This is a genomic window from Qipengyuania benthica, from assembly GCF_030717865.1.
Taxonomy (GTDB): domain Bacteria; phylum Pseudomonadota; class Alphaproteobacteria; order Sphingomonadales; family Sphingomonadaceae; genus Qipengyuania; species Qipengyuania benthica.
In genome coordinates this window covers 876,825-893,119 of sequence record NZ_JAVAIL010000001.1, presented here as the reverse complement: position 1 = coordinate 893,119, position 16,295 = coordinate 876,825, and the positions used below count along the sequence as shown (strand labels likewise).

Annotated in this window: 14 protein-coding genes; 3 read left to right on the top strand and 11 right to left on the bottom strand. The window is 66.3% G+C overall.

The genetic code is table 11. The features are described 5' to 3' along the window. From Q9K01_RS04445 to Q9K01_RS04430, 4 genes are all read right to left on the bottom strand, one after another. Positions 1-4,248 carry a translocation/assembly module TamB domain-containing protein gene (locus tag Q9K01_RS04445; protein WP_305928983.1) on the bottom strand — a complete coding sequence of 1,416 codons (4,248 nt, stop codon included), beginning with the start codon at positions 4,246-4,248 and terminating at the stop codon, positions 1-3. Continuing rightward, entirely contained in the window at positions 4,248-6,335 is a 2,088-nt protein-coding gene (locus tag Q9K01_RS04440) for an autotransporter assembly complex protein TamA (RefSeq protein ID WP_305928982.1), read from the bottom strand. The genes Q9K01_RS04445 and Q9K01_RS04440 overlap by 1 nt, the downstream gene beginning before the upstream one ends. Before the next feature lie 43 nt (positions 6,336-6,378). Beyond that, positions 6,379-7,245 (bottom strand): arginyltransferase, encoded by an 867-nt coding sequence (locus Q9K01_RS04435; RefSeq protein ID WP_305928981.1) that lies wholly within the window; start codon positions 7,243-7,245, stop codon positions 6,379-6,381. A 211-nt stretch (positions 7,246-7,456) separates the two neighbouring features. Continuing rightward, a complete protein-coding gene (locus Q9K01_RS04430; RefSeq protein ID WP_305928980.1) occupies positions 7,457-8,698 on the bottom strand; it encodes a threonine ammonia-lyase in 1,242 nt (413 codons plus the stop codon). Between the two features lie 123 nt (positions 8,699-8,821). Here Q9K01_RS04430 and Q9K01_RS04425 point away from each other — a divergent pair, with 123 nt between their 5' ends. The 3 genes from Q9K01_RS04425 (at position 8,822) to Q9K01_RS04415 (ending at position 11,259) form a co-directional block, all read left to right on the top strand. Further along, a complete protein-coding gene (locus Q9K01_RS04425; protein ID WP_305928979.1) occupies positions 8,822-10,474 on the top strand; it encodes an amidohydrolase in 1,653 nt (550 codons plus the stop codon). A gap of 197 nt (positions 10,475-10,671) precedes the next feature. Beyond that, positions 10,672-10,887, top strand: a complete 216-nt coding sequence (locus Q9K01_RS04420; RefSeq protein ID WP_305928978.1) for a hypothetical protein — start codon at positions 10,672-10,674, stop codon at positions 10,885-10,887. Between the two features lie 159 nt (positions 10,888-11,046). After that, complete coding sequence (locus Q9K01_RS04415; RefSeq protein ID WP_305928977.1) at positions 11,047-11,259, top strand: hypothetical protein; 213 nt, start codon at positions 11,047-11,049, stop codon at positions 11,257-11,259. Positions 11,260-11,430: 171 nt separating this feature from the next. On the opposite strand, the gene tatC is transcribed toward Q9K01_RS04415, so the two are convergent. The 7 genes from tatC to Q9K01_RS04380 form a co-directional block, all read right to left on the bottom strand. Beyond that, a complete protein-coding gene (gene tatC / locus Q9K01_RS04410; protein WP_305929180.1) occupies positions 11,431-12,201 on the bottom strand; it encodes a twin-arginine translocase subunit TatC in 771 nt (256 codons plus the stop codon). A gap of 8 nt (positions 12,202-12,209) precedes the next feature. Continuing rightward, positions 12,210-12,665, bottom strand: coding sequence for a Sec-independent protein translocase protein TatB (gene tatB / locus Q9K01_RS04405; protein WP_305928976.1), 456 nt, complete (start codon positions 12,663-12,665; stop codon positions 12,210-12,212). A 24-nt stretch (positions 12,666-12,689) separates the two neighbouring features. Continuing rightward, complete coding sequence (gene tatA / locus Q9K01_RS04400) at positions 12,690-12,941, bottom strand: twin-arginine translocase TatA/TatE family subunit (RefSeq protein WP_305928975.1); 252 nt, start codon at positions 12,939-12,941, stop codon at positions 12,690-12,692. A 58-nt stretch (positions 12,942-12,999) separates the two neighbouring features. Further along, complete coding sequence (scpB, locus tag Q9K01_RS04395) at positions 13,000-13,623, bottom strand: SMC-Scp complex subunit ScpB (RefSeq protein WP_305928974.1); 624 nt, start codon at positions 13,621-13,623, stop codon at positions 13,000-13,002. 2 nt (positions 13,624-13,625) lie between these two features. Further along, positions 13,626-14,402 (bottom strand): segregation and condensation protein A, encoded by a 777-nt coding sequence (locus Q9K01_RS04390; RefSeq protein ID WP_305929179.1) that lies wholly within the window; start codon positions 14,400-14,402, stop codon positions 13,626-13,628. A 47-nt stretch (positions 14,403-14,449) separates the two neighbouring features. Beyond that, positions 14,450-15,469 (bottom strand): beta-N-acetylhexosaminidase, encoded by a 1,020-nt coding sequence (nagZ, locus tag Q9K01_RS04385; RefSeq protein ID WP_305928973.1) that lies wholly within the window; start codon positions 15,467-15,469, stop codon positions 14,450-14,452. A 101-nt stretch (positions 15,470-15,570) separates the two neighbouring features. Then, positions 15,571-16,275 (bottom strand): SPOR domain-containing protein, encoded by a 705-nt coding sequence (locus tag Q9K01_RS04380; RefSeq protein WP_305928972.1) that lies wholly within the window; start codon positions 16,273-16,275, stop codon positions 15,571-15,573. Positions 16,276-16,295 lie beyond the last annotated feature (20 nt).

Here is a 16,295-nt window from a genome sequence, read left to right as displayed (position 1 = left end):
TCAGTAGTCGCGGCTGATCTCGACCAGGACGCTTTCGCGCCCGATGGTGGAGATCGACGCCAGCAGCGAGAGCCAGCTGGTCACGCGGAATTCCACTTCGGTCGCCGAATAGCCCTGCCCGTCGGTGATGAGTTCGACATAGAACCTTCGCCCGAAGTTCTTACCCAGCGCCACTGCCGTCCCGCGGTTGAGCGCCGGATCGGCGCCGACAATGCGTAGCCGGTCGAGACCGATCGCGCTGCGCAATTGGTTGATCGGATCCAGTCCGCCCCCGCCCCGCAGGCTCGCCAGCGCCGCACCTAGCTGGAGCGCATCGGTCGCCGAGAGCGAGGTGATCGAGCCGCCGAACAGCAGCCGTGCGAGGATTTCCTCCTCGGGAAGCGCGGGGTTGGACGAGAAGGCGATCTCGGGCTGCTGCGCGTTCCCGGTCACCCGCACCTCGACCTCGAGGCCGTCGGCCTGAGTCTCGGCGAGGATGTCGAGCTGCGGATTGATCGGTTCGTTCACGTCGAACTCGATGATCCCGCGCTCGAGTTCGAACCGCGTGCCCGCAAAGCTGTAGCTGCCGCGCACAACCCGCGCTTCGCCGCCGATGCGGGGCTCGTCGGTGGTGCCGCGCAGGATGATGTCGGCGCCCCATTCGCTGTCGAGGCCCATCCCGTCGACATCGATCCGGCTGGGGCCGCGGGCGTTGATGAGATAGCGCCACGGGCGACCCGCGGCGACGCGCGGTCCGGTGTCCGAGGGCAGGTTAATCTCGCGGGTGCTGATCCGTGGCAGCGCCACATCCTCGGAGGCCGTGCCCAGGCTCCAGCTCGCCCGGTCGATGCGGACGCGGCCCGCGATGGTCCCTCCCAGCCCGTCGGAAACGATCCGCAACGGTCCGCTGACGGTGGCATCGATCCCGTTCGCATTGAGCAGCCGCGCATTGTGCGCCGAGGCGCGCAGATCCAGCATCGGACCGCGCACTTCGAGGAAGCGTCCTTCGACACGCTCGCCCAGACCTGCCAGATCGACGATGCCGCTGCCCTGGACCCGTCCGTCGTCGCCCGTCCGTCCGGCAAAGCTGATCAGCCGCAGCCGCGATCCGGTGAAGCGTCCGCGCACGCTGACGTCGCGCAGATCGGTCCCCGATAGCGAACTGCGGATCCGCAGATCGTCGCTCCTTACCGAACCCCGCACCTGCGGATCGGCCAGGCTCCCTCTCGCATCCGCGGCGATCGCGACCGGACCCGTCAGATCGAAAGCATCGATTGCGGCAAGTCGCCACAGGCTCTCGGCAGCACCCTCGTAACGCAATTGCGCGAAGAGTTGACCGGCGCGCATCCGTTCGAGCAGCAATCCGCTCTGCGGCATACCGGTGATCAGCGCCTGGACCCGGCCCCGGCGGATCTCTTCATTGCGCAGGACGGCGCGGGTCTGGAACTGGTCGGCGGTCAGCGCCGCAACGAGCGAGAGGTCGACCGGGCGGCTCGACAGCACCAGCCCCGAGCGGGTGAGGTCGTCCACCTTCACCCGCGCCCGCGCCCGCGGCAATCCGTCCGAACCCACCGAATAGTCGATCGTCCCCGAGATCGTCCCGCCCAAACCCAGATCGGACGCCACGATGTCGACCAGCGACAGCGGCATCCGCGCCAGCCTGAGATCGAAGCTGAGTTCCTCGCCGCCGAAGCGGCCCGAGGCGACCAGCGCCCCCTCGCCATAGTCGAGCCGGGTGCGCTGAAGTTCCCAACCGCCGCCCTCGAGCCGGGTCAGCACCGCGCGACCCGGCATGGCGATGGTCTTGCCGGCGAATTCGCCACGCGCCGCCAGCGTCACACGCTCGGGCGCGATCTGGGCCTGCAGATCGAGCCGCAGGCTGCCGCCGCGCCGCCCGGCGACCGAGGCGTCGATCCGGCCGGTGCCATCGGTGACCTCGCCCTGCGCGGCGAAGCGGCCCAGGAACAACGTGCCATAGCTCAGCCCCGCACCGCGCGCGCTGGCCGAGAAGGTCGAGCTGCCCTCGGCGATCAGTCCCTGCGCCTGGATATCGGCGCGCGCGATGCGGATCGGCGTGGCGCCGCCGAAGCTGGCGTTGCGCGCGCGGATGTCGATGTCGAAGCCTTGCCCGCCGCCGCGCGGAGCCAGCGCGATCGTACCGTCGAGCCCGCCGCCGCTCAGCGCGAGATCGCCGGCGATCCCGCCGTCGAGCAGCGCGAGATCGCCGCGCACCTGCGAATCGGACACCGTCAACCGCTCAATGGAGATCCGCGTCGGCCCGTCGGCAGGCGCAAACAGGTTGAGCACGCCCTCGAACGGCCCCAGCGTCGAGCCGCCTTCGGTCTCGATCCGGAAGCCGTCCTCAATCGGCGCGATCGCCACGCGGACGTCGGTCAGACCAGCGGCGGGAAGCGGGTTGGCGAACACCAGCACCGCTTCGGGACCGGCATCGGTCAATTGCGCCTCGACGGTGAAGGGCCCGTAATTGACGTGGCGCCCGGTGCCCGCGATCGTGGTGCCGTCCTCGGTCACGCGGCCATCGAGGCGGGCAGTCAGCTTGGCCGCGTCGATCCGCATATCCTGGAACACCAGAGGCGCGTCGCTGCCGATGCGGACCCCACCGCGCAGCCGGATCGGATCGCCAGCGAGATTGGCCAGTGTGGCATTGGCCACCGGGGCGACTCGCGCGTCGATATTCGCCGCAACGCTCCATGTCGCCGGCCCGATCGCAGCGGTAAAGCGCGCGCCGCCGTTGATCCCGCCGATATCGTCGAAGGCCAGCTGCCGCGCCCTGATATCGCCCATGAGATTGTAAGTGCCCGCCCCAAGATCGGCCTGCAGCGCGAAGCGCGCATCCGCGGTGGGGAAGGAGATTTCGAGATTGTCGGAGAGCAGACGGTCTCCCTGCAGCACCAGCGTTCCGTTCGCACGCCCGCGCACGAGGCGCGGATCGAGCAATTCATTGCCGATCGCGATCCGCGCTACCGCGGCATCGAGGGGAACGGTCCAGCGGGTCCCGTCATAGGTCGCCAGTCCGCTTTGCGTGAGGCCCTCGATGCGGGTGTCACCGGAGACCAGCCTCCCGATCTGAAGAGTGTGTTCGATGGCAAGATCGTTGAATTCGCCATCGACGGTCGCGATCACTCGCGTATCGTCGAGACGCAGGTTTTCGCCGAACAGGGTCGGCTCGAGCAGCCGCACATCGAGCGAGAAATCGGACACGCGGTTCTCGGCCAGATCGACCACACCGCGCGCGCTCCCCGCCAGCGCATCGGTTCGCAAGGCGTAGCTGCCCTGGATTCGGCGATCTTCGATGCGAGCGACCGCCTTCACCGACACGATGCCACCTGCCAGACGGGCGGGCAGGCCTTCGAGCAGGTTCTCGGGCCGCGCCTGGCCGACCAGCGTGAACCGGCCGCTGCGGTTGGTCAGCCGGAAGGCACCGAAGCTCTCCCCTTCGCGGCGCACCACCAGCGCGCCGGCCCAGCGATCCCAGCTGCCATCGCCCGCGATCCGGACGCGGTAACCGGCCTCGGTCCCCAGCAGCCGCGCCACCGTCCCGCCCTCTGGCGCGACATAGTCCAGCCCCAGATCGAACACATCGCGATCGGGCGCCGCATCGACGAGAGCGGCGAAACGGTCGGCTCCCAGAGCGCCCTTCGCCGACAGCTTGAGCCTGCGGTCACGCACCTGCACCTCGGCAAGCAGATCGAGCGTCTCGGCGCGGTCGCCGACGATCCCCTCCGCCAGCGTCAGGCGGTCGATCTCGAACCGGTCGATGGCGATGTCGAAGCCGGGAAGGATCGGACCTTCCTCCTCGCTCGGCAGGAACTCCGGAATGCGCATCAGCGTGGCACGGCGCGCAGCAAAGCTGTCGATGTCGAGCGTGTTGTCGAGCCAGCCGCGGGGGTTCCAATCGACCTCGGCCCGCGGGATCGTCATGAACGGTCCCTGCGGATCGGACAGCACCACATCGTGCAGCACCGCCGCGCCGTAAAGATTGCCCTCGATCCGGCCGATCCGGATGTTGAGCCCGTTGGGCAGCGTCTGCTGAGCGATCCGATCGGCCAGAAAGCGCTCGCCGATCGGGGTGTTGAGCAAGACGATCGCAGCGGCGATCAGGAGGACCAGTGCGGCCAGTACGCCGAGCACCCATTTGCTTGCGCGGTTCAGCGCTCGCAACGTGCGGCGCCCGCTCGCCTCCCGTCGGGTCTCCGGCTCGCCTGCCGGTTCGGGGTGCCCCTCCGTTTCGATAGTCTCGTCGGCCATCAGAACGCCTGCCCGAGCGAGACATAGACCGCGACCGGCGCATCGCCCTCTTCGGGGTTGAGCGGGACGCCCACATCGACGCGGATCGGGCCAAAGCCGGTGTAGTAACGCACTCCGACGCCTGCCCCGATCTTGATCTCGGAGAAATCGGGCGTGACCGAAGTGCTCACGGAACCGGCATCGATGAAGGGTACCACCGAAACCGCGCCATCCATGAAGCCCGTGCGAATGCGCGCCTCGAGCCCGAGTTCGACCACGCTGCGCCCGCCGCTGGGTTCGCCGAGATCATCGCGCGGACCGATCTCGCGGAAGCCGTAGCCGCGCACCGAACCGCCGCCGCCGGCGTAGAGCCGGCGCGAGGGTGCGATGTTGAAAAGATCCGTGCCGACGATCGATCCGTAGGCAACCCGCCCGGCGATCACCAGACCCTCGCGCATTTCGCGGTAATAGCTCGCATCGGCGCGACCGCGCACGTAGAAGCTCTGGACCCCCTGATTGCGCGACACCTCGGGGGAGAGCCGACCCGAGAGACGGAAGCCCTGCGTCGGATCGAGCAGATCGTCGGTTGTGTCGATCTGCGCATAGGCCGGAATGGCGGCGATGAGGTAGGTTTCGCGCGGCTGCGAGATGCCGCTTACTGCGGGCGGCCGTTCCTGCGTCGCGACCAGCTCGCCACCGATCGACCAGCTCAGCGGCTTCTGGAACAGCAGCGTGGAAATCCGCTCGTAGCTGGCGACCAGCGCCGCCGTCCGCGCCTCGAAGGCGGGGCTGTCGATCGTGCTGGCATAGGCATCGATATTGAGAATCCGGTCGCGGCCGCCGAAATTGTTCTTGCGGAGGGTGACGCCTGCCAGCTGCTCCTGCGTGCCCGCGATACCGCGAATTCGCAGCATGCCCTCGGGCGGGAAGAGATTGCGATGCTCCCAGCTCGCCTGGATGCGGAAACCTTCTTCCGAGCCGTAACCGATCGCACCCGCGATGGTGCGCAGCTCCGCCTCCTCGATCGCGACGTCGAGCGCAACCACGCCCGGCTCGCCTTCGCTGGGCGCCTCGACTTCGCGAGGCGTGATCGTCACCGAGGAAACCAACCCGGTGGCGGTAATCGCACGACGCAGGTCCATCTCCAGACTGCGCCGATAGACATCGCCGGGATCGAACCGGGCGATAGTGTCCAGATGGCGGCTGGAAAGAAAACCAGGATCGCTGCTGACGACATTGCCGAACACATATTTGCCGTTGGGTTCGACCGGCAGCGTGAGATCGCCCTCTTCGCGGGCGTGATCGATCAGCAATTGAGGCGCATCGATTTCGGCGAAGGGATAGCCGGTCTCGCCCAGCGCGATATCGAGATCGAGCTGTTCCTCGACGATCTTGTCGCTCTGGAGGAAATCTCCGCTCTGGATATCGAAAGCCGCGCGCAATTCTTCGGCATCGGGCGCCGTCGACAGCGCACCCAGGTCGATCGCGCCGAAGCGATAGCGTTCCCCCGGGACGATATCGAAGCGCACGATCGGGCGCTCGGTCGCATTGTCTTCGCCAGCATCGCGCGCACCGATCGAGCGGATGATGCGCCCGTCGTAATAGCCATAGACGCGCAGCAGATTGTCGAGCAGTTCCTCGTCTTCGCGCGCCCGCGCCGAGAGCTGCGCGATATTGTCGTCGTCGGTGTCGAGATCTCTGATCGTAGAGAGCGCCTCGAACCGGTCGATGAAATTGCCACGACCGCTGAATGGCGGCTCGCGCTGGGGGAAGCCAAGCACCAGATCGTCGGAAATCTCGATCACCTCGGCATCGCTGAAGGCGACCTGCGGTCCGGCGATCTCGAGATCGACGAACTCGACCTCCTCGCTCGGGGCCATATCTTCGATCGGAGGCAGTTCGATGTCCTCGGGCCAGGCGAGCTCCATTCCCGGCGGGTCGGCCATAGGCGTATCGGGTTCGACCAGCGCCTCGTCGATCAACTCCTCGCTCTCCGCGCCGCGATCGGCCCAGGCATCGGGATTCTCGACGGCGCTTTCGGGAATGAGTTCCTCGAGCGTCGGCGGCACGTTCTGCGCCTGTGCGGCAAGCGGCGCTGCCAGCGCCATCGCGCAAGCTGCCGCCAGCAAGCGCGCTCCCAAGGAGGAGCCCTCAGCCGACCAGGTCGTAAGCGGCAGGGAGCGCATCCTTCTGCGGTCGACCCTCGCTCCGCTGGCGGGCGGAACCGGCGCCGGATTCACCCGACCGGGGCGCGGTAGCCGCGGCAATGAGCCGTCCGTGCTCCTCATCGGAAATACGCTCCCATCCGGCACGGGTCAGCCGCTCGAGCGGCCGGAACCGGACCTTGTACTGCATGCGCTCGGCGCCTTCGACCCAATAGCCCAGATAGACATAGGGCAGGCCGCGGGCGGCTGCGCGCCGCATATGGTCGAGGATGATAAACGTGCCAAGCCCAGAACGGTCCTCGTGCTCCGGGTCGTAGAAACTGTAGATCATCGACAGACCGTCACCCTGCTCGTCGGTGAGGCATGCGCCGATCAGGCGACCCGGTTGCGACCCTACACCCGGCTCCCTGTACTCGATCACGTAGCTGGAAACGGGGGTGTGTTCCACCATATCCGCAAAATCGCTCTCCTCCATCTGCGTCATGCCGCCACCCGGGTGGCGAACCGCGAGGTATTTCTGGAGAAGTTCGTACTGCTCCGGGGTGGCCCAGGGGCGGCATTCGGTGGTGACGATATCGCGATTGCGTTTCATCAGTCGCTTTTGCGAACTGGACGGCATGAATTCCTCGGCGACGACGCGGACCGACACGCAGGCCTGGCAGTCGAGGCAGCTGGGTCGATAGGCCACGGTCTGGCTGCGCCGAAAGCCAATCCGTCCGAGCGCCTCGTTGAGCTCATCCGCGTTCTCGCTGCGCAACTCGGTGAAGACTTTGCGCTCGCTTCGCCCCGGCAGATAGGGGCAAGGCGCAGGGGAAGTCACGAAGAAGCGGGGGAAGCGGATCGGGGCGGTCACTGTCTGCTCTTTCCTCTTGCCGGACGGGCCTCTTGCGAGATCGGCCCTCTTGCGGGATCGGGCGAATTAGCCTGCTTGAGGGGATTTATGCATCGTTCGCGGCGCCGTTAAAAGCTTCTTAACCACGAAAGAGCGATTTCCGGTCCCAAATCCCCGCCGCAGGTCCAGTTTGGGACAGGCCGGGGCCGATGGTCGGCAGACGGTTGGATTGTCAGTCGAGTTCGACCGCGCCCACCGAATAGCCCTTGGCCCGCAGCGCCTCGACCAGCCCGTCCAGTTGGGCGGCATCGCGCGCCTCGCATTCGATTTCGGTGAACAATCCCTTCGCCGGCAACGAGGTGAATATCCGCTGGTGGTGAATTTCCAGGATGTTGACATTGTGCGCATCGAACACGCCCATCACCGCATAGAGCGCTCCGGGGCGATCCTGCAGCTGGATCTTGAGCCGCGCGATCCGTCCGGCCCGCGCCAGATCGCGCAGCAGAACATTGGCGAGCAGCCTGGTGTCGATGTTCCCGCCGCACAGCACCAGCCCGACCTTCTTGCCCCTGAATCGCTCGGGGTTTGCGAGTACGGCGGCGAGACCCGCGGCGCCCGCACCCTCCACCACCGTCTTCTCGATCTGCAGCAGCAGCGCCACCGCATGTTCGAGCGCCGGCTCGCTCACCAGCAGGATCTCGTCGACCAGCGCCGCGATGATCTGCGCAGTGAATTCTCCGGGCGCCTTGACCGCGATGCCCTCGGCCAGCGTGTCCCCGCCGCAGACCGCTTCCTCGCCGCGCAGTCTGGCATGCATCGATGGATAGAGCTGCGCCTGCACGCCGACCATCTCGATGGCCGGATTGATCGCCTTGGCAACCGTTGCCATCCCGCTCATCAAGCCGCCGCCGCCGATCGGCACCACCAGGCAATCGAGATCGGGCTGCGCCTCGAGCATCTCGAGCGCCACCGTGCCCTGCCCCGCCGCGACATCGGGATGATCGAAGGGATGGACGAAGGTCAGGCCGCGCTCCTGCTCGAGCTCGCGTGCATGGGCATAGGCTTCGTCGAAAGTCTCGCCGAACAGCTCGACCTGGCCACCCACGCTCTCGGTCTGCATCACCTTTACCGTCGGCGTCGTCTTGGGCATGACGATGGTGACGGGCACGCCGAGCCGCGTGCCGTGATAGGACAGGCCCTGGCTGTGATTGCCCGCCGAAGCCGCTATCACCCCGCGCGACCTCCGCTCCTCGTCGAGCAGCAGCAGCGCGTTCAGCGCCCCACGCTCCTTATAGGCGGCAGTAAACTGCAGATTCTCGAACTTTAGCCAGATGTCGGCGCCCGCGATCTGCGACAGCGTGCGCGAATGCAGCATCGGCGTTTCGACCACCTGACCGGCGATACGCGCCGCGGCAGCGCGGACGTCTGCCAGCGTCAGTTGCTGGGTGGCGGGGCTATCGTCGGACCGGCTCATGCCCGCCGCCCTAGTGCGGGTGTCCTCGCCGCGCAATCGTGGAAAGGTCTTGCGGCTTCTCGGCTTTGCCGTAACCCTGGGGACACGCATTTCCCCACCCAGCCAAGATTTCGGTACCTACGCATGATCCGCAGAACCTTACTCGCCTGTGCCGCCGCCCTTCTCGCCACCCCTGCCGCCGCCGATCAATTGATCGAGAACGTCGATGGCGTGCGGATCGACGAGGACGGCAGGATCGATCGCTTCACTGCGCTGCTGATCGACGACGGGGGTCGGGTCCAGGCCGTCTACGACCGCGACGACGAGCGGCCCCGCGACGTCGATTACCTCCTCGATGGCGAGGGCCAAGTGATGCTGCCCGGCATGATCGATGCGCATCTCCATGTCATGGGCCTGGGCCTGGCGCAGCTCACGCTCGATCTGTCCGACACCAATTCGCTCGACGAGGCGCTGGCCAAGATCCGCCAATTCGCCGCCGACAACCCTGCGCGCCCGTGGATCCTGGGTCGTGGCTGGAACCAGGAGAAATGGGGCCTGGGCCGCTTCCCCACCGCCGCCGAGCTCGACAGCGCAGTCTCCGATCGCCCGGTCTGGCTGCAGCGGGTCGATGGCCACGCTGCCTGGGGTAACACCCGCGCGCTCGAAGCGGCGCAGATCACCGAAGCGACGCGCGATCCCGCGGGCGGCCGGGTCGAGCGGCTGCCCGGCTCGCGCGTTCCGTCCGGCGTGTTCGTCGATGCGGCTGAAGAGCTCGTCCAGCGCGTGGTTCCCGCCCCGCGCCCGGCGGAGCGCGACCTCGCTTTCCAGCGCGCGCAGGAAGTGCTCCATTCGATGGGCGTCACCGCAGCTGCGGATATGGGCACCACGATCGAGGACTGGCAGACCTTCCGCCGCGCCGGAGACAGCGGTCGGCTGACCCTGCGGATCATGTCCTATGCGACCAGCGCGGACACGATGGAGCTGATCGCCGGAGCGCGCCCGACCCCATGGCTCTACGACGACAAATTGAAGCTCAACGGGGTGAAGCTCTATCTCGACGGGGCGCTGGGTTCGCGCGGCGCCTGGCTCAAGCAGCCCTATGCCGACGATCCGGGCAACACCGGCCTGCCGCTGATGAGCCAGGCACAATTGCGCAACATACTCGTGCGCGCATCCAACGGCGAGTTCCAGGTCGCCGTGCACGCCATCGGCACCGCCGCCAATGCCGATGCGCTGAGCGCGGTCCACGAGATCGCGGACAGCTTCCCCGGTGACCGGCGCTGGCGGATCGAGCACGCGCAGATCGTCGATCCGGCGGACATTCCGCTGTTCGGCGAACATGGCATCATCGCCTCGATGCAGCCGGTCCATCAGACGAGCGATCGCACCATGGCCGAAGCGCGACTGGGCCCGGATCGCCTCGACGGCGCCTATGCCTGGCGCAGCATCGCCGCTACCGGCGCGCCGCTCGCCTTCGGATCGGACGCACCGGTCGAATCGCCTGATCCCTTCGCCGGTCTGGCTGCCGCATTCACCCGCACCGATGCCGCCGGCCAGCCGTTCGGCGGCTGGCGTCCCGAGGAAACAGTGAACCGCGAGGAGGCGCTGGCAGCCTATACTAAAGACGCGGCCTACGCCGGCTTTGCCGACGGTCGCTTCGGGCGACTGGTCGTCGGCGAACGCGCGGATTTCTTGCTGGTGGATCGCGATCCGCTGCTGGCGACCCCCGAGGAACTGCGCAAAACGCGCGTCTTGCAAACCTGGATTGGCGGCAGGCCGGTCTACCGAGCGGAATGATTGCGCCTCGCGCTCTAGCCGCGATGGATTCGTGTCTATAAGAGGCGTGTTGCGGGCGTTTAATGTTCTGGCAACCACTGCTCGTCTAGGCGCGCCCGTTCGTGCGAAGATCATGGTGGGTGATACTTCGCGGAATATCTGTTCGGAAGGCGGCTTCGAGCTCCTTTCGTATACTCGTAATGACAAAGGTTCGTTGCATGGTTCGTAAACTAATGATCGCCGGAGCCGCCGCTTCCCTGATCGCCGGCCCGATCGCCGCGCGGGAAACCGCCGGCAACGCCCGCCAGACCGCGCCTGTTTCGGGCGAAAGCGAACTTGGCGGCAATTCGCCGCTCATCTACCTCATCGGCATCGCCGTCGTGGCCGCTTCGATCGTGTTTCTTTCCGAAGACGACGATCCGGTAAGCCCCTGATTCGCAAGCCCGGTTAGCCCCGGACAATCGTTTCACCCCGCCTGCAATTCTCGCCTCCCGGAGGATGATTGCCGGCCAGATTTATTGTTGCACTAGCGTAAGAGTTCACCTAAGGACCCCCTGAACGAGACAGGTATAGTTCTCGCAAGGAGATTGATAATGAAGTTCCGTTTTCTCGCAGCAGCAGCCGCTGCCGCAACCATGGCCGCTGCTCCGGCGATCGCCGCCGACCGCGTTTCCGCTCCGATCGAGGGTGAATCCGAAATGGCCGGTGGCGTTTCGCTCATCGTCGCTCTGCTCGCCGCTGCCGCGGTCATCGGCGGAATCCTGATCGCCGCCGACAATGGCGACGACGACGCCGTCAGCCCGTAAGCGACTGCGACATTCGGAATAACGAAACGGGGCCTTTCGGCCCCGTTTTTTTGTGCCTGGCGTTGATGCGAAGGGGCGTGTCGATTGCCGATCGAGGCAGGAACGGAGGGTGCAATGAACCTCGCTGCTGCACACGCCGATGAGCAGCCAGTAAGAGCAGGGCCCAAAGCTCTATTCGCTCGCCGCCTCTTCGGTCGCGGCAGTTCTCCGGTCGAAGATGCGCATGAGCAACAGCGAACCTTCGAACAACAGCAGGAGGGGAACCGCGAGCAGCAGCTGCGATCCAGGATCGGGGGGGGTGATTATCGCCGAGATCGCAAGCACGAGCACGATGATGTAGCGGCGAGCGCCGACCAATTGCGCGCGGGTAACGATTCCGGCGCGGTGGAGCAACAGCAGCAGCACCGGGAGCAGGAAGCTGATCCCGAAGGCGAGGATGAACTGCATGACGAGGCTGAGATAGTCGTTCGCACTTGGCAGCGCCTGGATCGTCAGTCCGCCGGCTTCGCCCTCGAACCCTAGAAACCACCGGAATGCGGTCGGCATGACGACGAAATAGGCCAACGATGCGCCCGCCGTGAACAGCAGCGGCGTGGCGAGCAGAAACGGCAGGAACGCGCGCTTCTCCTTGGCATAGAGCCCGGGCGCGATGAACGCCCATAACTGGTTGGCAATGATCGGAAAGCTGATGCAGAAGGCTGCGAAGAGCGAAACCTTCAGCTCTACGAAGAACACTTCGTAAAGCTTTGTGAAGATCAGCTGCCCCTGATCGCCCTGAAACGCACCCTTTAGCGGCTGGATCAGGAAGCCGAGAATCTGGTCCGCGAAATAGAGGCACACGCCGAACGCCACCGCCAGCGCGAGTACGCAGCGAACCAGCCGCCCCCGCAGTTCGACCAAATGGTCCAGCAGCGGAGCCTGACTCTCGTCGATATCCTTCATCACGGGGCTCAGCCGTCCTTCTTCGGGGCCGCCGGATCGAGCGGCAGTGAGGGCTGGTCATCATCGCCCGCTCCGGTTTCGCCGGCGTGGGTGGCTGAGGCTGCGGGCTTCGCACGGGCTATCGCCGCTTCGGCGCGGGCATCGTAGTCGTCGGCTGGCGCTGGCGGACCGTTGCTTTGGGACGTCTGGTGCTGCGGGAGCGGCTCCATCGCCGCGGGGGCATCGCTGCCGGAGGTGTCGGCCATGATGCGCGCGTTGCGTTCGCGCCATTCCTTCTCGGCATCCTCGAGTTCCGCCTCGCGAATCATCGTGTCGATCCCGCTGCGGAAATGCGCCGACATCCTGCGCATCTTGCCGATCCAGCGCCCTGCTGTCCGCAGGGCATGCGGCATGTCTTTCGGGCCGATCACCAGGATCGCGACGATCACGATCACCAGCAGTTCGCTGGCACCGATATCGAACATGGCGTCAGTCCTTCAGGCCGTTATTCAACGCCCGGATTCGGAACGGTCGGCAGCTTTGGTTTCGACCGCGGTTTCGCCTGCCGGCTTAGCTTCGTGCGCGGGACCCTCGATTCGCGGAGACGGACCGTCCGAGGCTTTTTCTTCCTCGTTCATTCCCTGTTTGAAGCTTTTGATTCCCTTACCGAAATCCCCCATCATCTCGGAAATTCGTCCGCGTCCGAACAGGACCAGGATGACAAGAGCGATGATGATGAGCTGCCAGGGGCCGAGCGACATGGGATTACCTTTTCGTAGCGTTGCGCCCCATATAGACATTGCGAGCGGTTCGCGCCAGTCAGGCTTCGCTGCCCTCGTTCTCCTGCGCCCCGGTCTGACCGGCCTCCGACGGGCCGTCCACCTCGCCCTCGCCGATCAGCGCGTCATAGGCATCCTCGACCGGATCGAGCAGGCCGGTGGCGCGCAGTTCGTCGATGCCGGGCAGATCGCGGCGGCTGGCGAGCCCGAAGTGGTCGAGGAACTCGGGCGTCGTGGCATAGATCGTCGGACGCCCGGGCACCTCGCGGCGACCGGCGATTTTCACCCAGCCCGCCTCCATCAGCACGTCGAGCGTTCCGCCCGAGGTCTGCACTCCGCGGATTGATTCGATCTCGGCGCGGCTGACCGGTTCGTGATAGGCGATGATCGCAAGCACCTCGGTGGCCGCGCGGCTGAGCGTGCGGCTCTGCTCGCGTTCGCGCCGCAGAAGATGCGCGAGATCGGGCGAGGTCTCGAAGTGCCAGCGTCTGCCGCGCTCCACCAGCCGCACCCCGCGTTCGGCATAGTGCTCCGCCAGGTCGCACAGGCTGGAGCGGATCTCTGCGAGGGGCGCATCGCCCAAAAATCCCGCCAGCGCCTCGGCGCTCATCGGCTCATCGGCAGCGAACAGCGCCGCCTCCACCCCGCGCATCAGATCGTCCATGGTCATGGCTTGATGCGGCGCAGCCGCAGCGGCCCAAAGATCTCGTCCTGCGCCAGTTCGGCCCGCCCCATCTTCGCCAGTTCGAGCGCGGCGACGAAGCTGGATGCCAGCGCCGAGCGGCGCAGCCGCGGTTCTGCGTGCGGCGGAAGGAATTCGCGCAACTCCAACCAGTCGAGCGTCACTCCGAGCATCGCCGAAACCCGGGCGAGCGCGCTGTCGAGCGACATCACCGGGCGATCGCGCACCATATGAACCGCGGGCGCGGTGCGCGCCTTGACCCGACCATAGGCCTCGATGAGCGCGTATTGGTCGCACCTCCAACGCGTCCGATGCTCGATCCGCAACCCTTCGGGGGCGCCGCGCAGGAACACGTCGCGCGCCAGCCGATCGCGCCCCATCAGCCGCGCCGCCGCCTCGCGCATCGCCCCCAGTCGCTGAAGCCTCAATTGCAGCTTGAGCGCCAGCTCCTCGGCGGACGGCTCCTCCTGCTCTTCCTTGGGCAACAGCAGCGAGGATTTGAGATAGGCCAGCCATGCGGCCATCACGAGGTAATCGGCCGCCAGTTCGAGTTTCAGCGCTTCGGCCTGTTCGATATAGTCGAGATATTGATCGACCAGCGCGAGGATCGAGATCTGCCGTAAATCGACCTTCTGTCGCCGCGCGAGATCGAGCAGGAGGTGGAGCGGCCCGGCCCAGACATCGAGGTCGAGGTAGAGCGCATCACCGTCCTCCTGCCGCCGATCCGCCGAACTCTCGGTCCAGGCGTCGGCCTCCGCCATCCCCTGATCGGAACTATCCGGCAGATCCAGGAGCAGCCCTTCCTGGCTCACCCGGCATCCTCGGCAATGGACAGTAATGCGTCGCGCTTGGCGATCAGCTCGTCGCGATCCAGGCTGTCGGGCGGTTCTCCGATGGCATCGTGGACGCGCTCGAGCCGTTGCAGGCCGGACGCGGACATCGCGCCGCAGCGCTCGGCGATGCCGGTCATGTCGCCCATCTTCGCCCAGCAATTGAGCACCACATCGCACCCTGCCGCGAGCGCTTTTTCCGCGCGCTCGGGGATCGAGCCCGCAAGCGCTTCCATATCGATATCGTCGGTCAGCAGCAGGCCGTCGAAGCCGATCCGCCCGCGGATAATGTCCTGAATTATGATCGGCGACAGGGTCGATGGCCGCTCGGCATCCCAGGCGGTGAAAAGCAGGTGGCCGGTCATCCCCAGCGGGGTGCGGTTGAGCCGGATGAAGGGCGCGAGGTCGTGCGCGAGCTCTTCATCGCTTGCCGTCACCGTCGGCATTTCCTTGTGAGTGTCGACCACCGAGCGGCCGTGGCCGGGCATGTGCTTGATGCAGCCGAGCACACCTGCCTTGGCAAACCCGTCGAGGATCGCCCGGCCCAGCGCCGCGACCTGCATCGGTTCGTGCCCCAGCGCGCGATCGCCGATCACATCATGGGCGCCGGGTTGCGGCAGGTCGAGCGGCGGGTGGAAATCGACCGTGATCCCCACTTCCGCCAGTTCGAGCGCAAGCGCATGGGCGTTGAGCCGCGCCGCCTCGATCGCACTGGCAGGCGCGATCCGGTAGAGCCGGTCGAACACCGCCCCGGGCGGAAAGGCACTCCATTCGGGGGGCTTCATCCGCGCGACCCGCCCGCCTTCCTGGTCGATGCCGATGAACAGCTTGTCTCGGCCATGCAGGGTTCGCAGGTCGTCGGTAAGCGCGCGCAATTGGCTGCGAGTCCCGCAATTGCGACCGAACAGGATGTATCCCACCGGATCGGCCTCGGTGAAGAAGGCGCGCTCTTCGTCGGTGAGGGCAAGGCCGGAAATGCCGAAGATCGCAGGTGTCATGGCAATGGAATCGCAGTTTCACGCTGCTTTCGCAAGCGAGCCCTCCAGCTGCATGTGGAAATCGCCAAGCGGAGTCGGCGGTGCTCCCCTGCGCCCTTGCTCTATTTGACCGTACAGGGCAGCCCGTCGTTCTTGAGCGCCTGACACATGCGCCGCGCGGAGGCCGCATCGCCGGCCGCAGCCTGGAGCCGGAACACGGTCCCGATATCGGCACGTCCCTCGACGATGCGGTAGTCGACGCCCGAGAGGACTTCGGTCTGGCGCGTGAGAGTGCGCCAGCCGGCTTCGGCATCCGCGCGGTTCGAATAGGCGCCGACCTGGACCGCAGTGCCCGTCGGCAGCGCTCCCGAACGCGGGGGAGCCGGTTCGTTCGCAGCTTCTGCGCTCGGGGCCGCTTCGCTCGGCTGCGGTTCGGGCTCGGGGGTGGCCGGCAGCGTGGCCAGACGACCCTCGCGGGTCTGGCCCTCGCCCACCGCAAAGCTGGTGTCGCCGGTTCCCGCGAAGGTCTTGCCGCCCTCGTCCTCGGGTCGGACCCGATAGGGTTCGGCCGGCGCTGCGATCAGCGAGCCATCCGGCTCCGGGCCGCCGACCGCGCGATTGGTGAACCACCAGATCCCGCCGACGATGAGGCCCAGCGCCACGATCATCAGCAAGCCGATGCCGATCAGCCTGGTGGTGTCGAAACCGTGTTCGTGCTCGTCCTCGTCGTCGACCGATTCCAACCAGGGCAGGCTTTCGCCTTCCCTGCCGAGATCGAACTCTTCGCCCGGATCGCTTTGCGTATGTCCGTTTTCGCCCGCAGTCACCCGACGCCCCCTACATTTCC

Coding starts and splice junctions, on each gene's coding strand:
- Q9K01_RS04440 (WP_305928982.1), bottom strand. CDS start 6,335: ATGGCGCTGGCAGCGCCGCTTGCCGCACAGGCGCAGAACGTGCCGCCG.
- tatA (WP_305928975.1), bottom strand. CDS start 12,941: ATGTCGCTCGGCCCCTGGCAGCTCATCATCATCGCTCTTGTCATCCTG.
- tatB (WP_305928976.1), bottom strand. CDS start 12,665: ATGTTCGATATCGGTGCCAGCGAACTGCTGGTGATCGTGATCGTCGCG.
- Q9K01_RS04415 (WP_305928977.1), top strand. CDS start 11,047: ATGAAGTTCCGTTTTCTCGCAGCAGCAGCCGCTGCCGCAACCATGGCC.
- Q9K01_RS04445 (WP_305928983.1), bottom strand. CDS start 4,248: ATGGCCGACGAGACTATCGAAACGGAGGGGCACCCCGAACCGGCAGGC.
- tatC (WP_305929180.1), bottom strand. CDS start 12,201: ATGAAGGATATCGACGAGAGTCAGGCTCCGCTGCTGGACCATTTGGTC.
- Q9K01_RS04390 (WP_305929179.1), bottom strand. CDS start 14,402: ATGGCGGAGGCCGACGCCTGGACCGAGAGTTCGGCGGATCGGCGGCAG.
- nagZ (WP_305928973.1), bottom strand. CDS start 15,469: ATGACACCTGCGATCTTCGGCATTTCCGGCCTTGCCCTCACCGACGAA.
- Q9K01_RS04430 (WP_305928980.1), bottom strand. CDS start 8,698: ATGAGCCGGTCCGACGATAGCCCCGCCACCCAGCAACTGACGCTGGCA.
- Q9K01_RS04425 (WP_305928979.1), top strand. CDS start 8,822: ATGATCCGCAGAACCTTACTCGCCTGTGCCGCCGCCCTTCTCGCCACC.
- scpB (WP_305928974.1), bottom strand. CDS start 13,623: ATGGACGATCTGATGCGCGGGGTGGAGGCGGCGCTGTTCGCTGCCGAT.
- Q9K01_RS04420 (WP_305928978.1), top strand. CDS start 10,672: ATGGTTCGTAAACTAATGATCGCCGGAGCCGCCGCTTCCCTGATCGCC.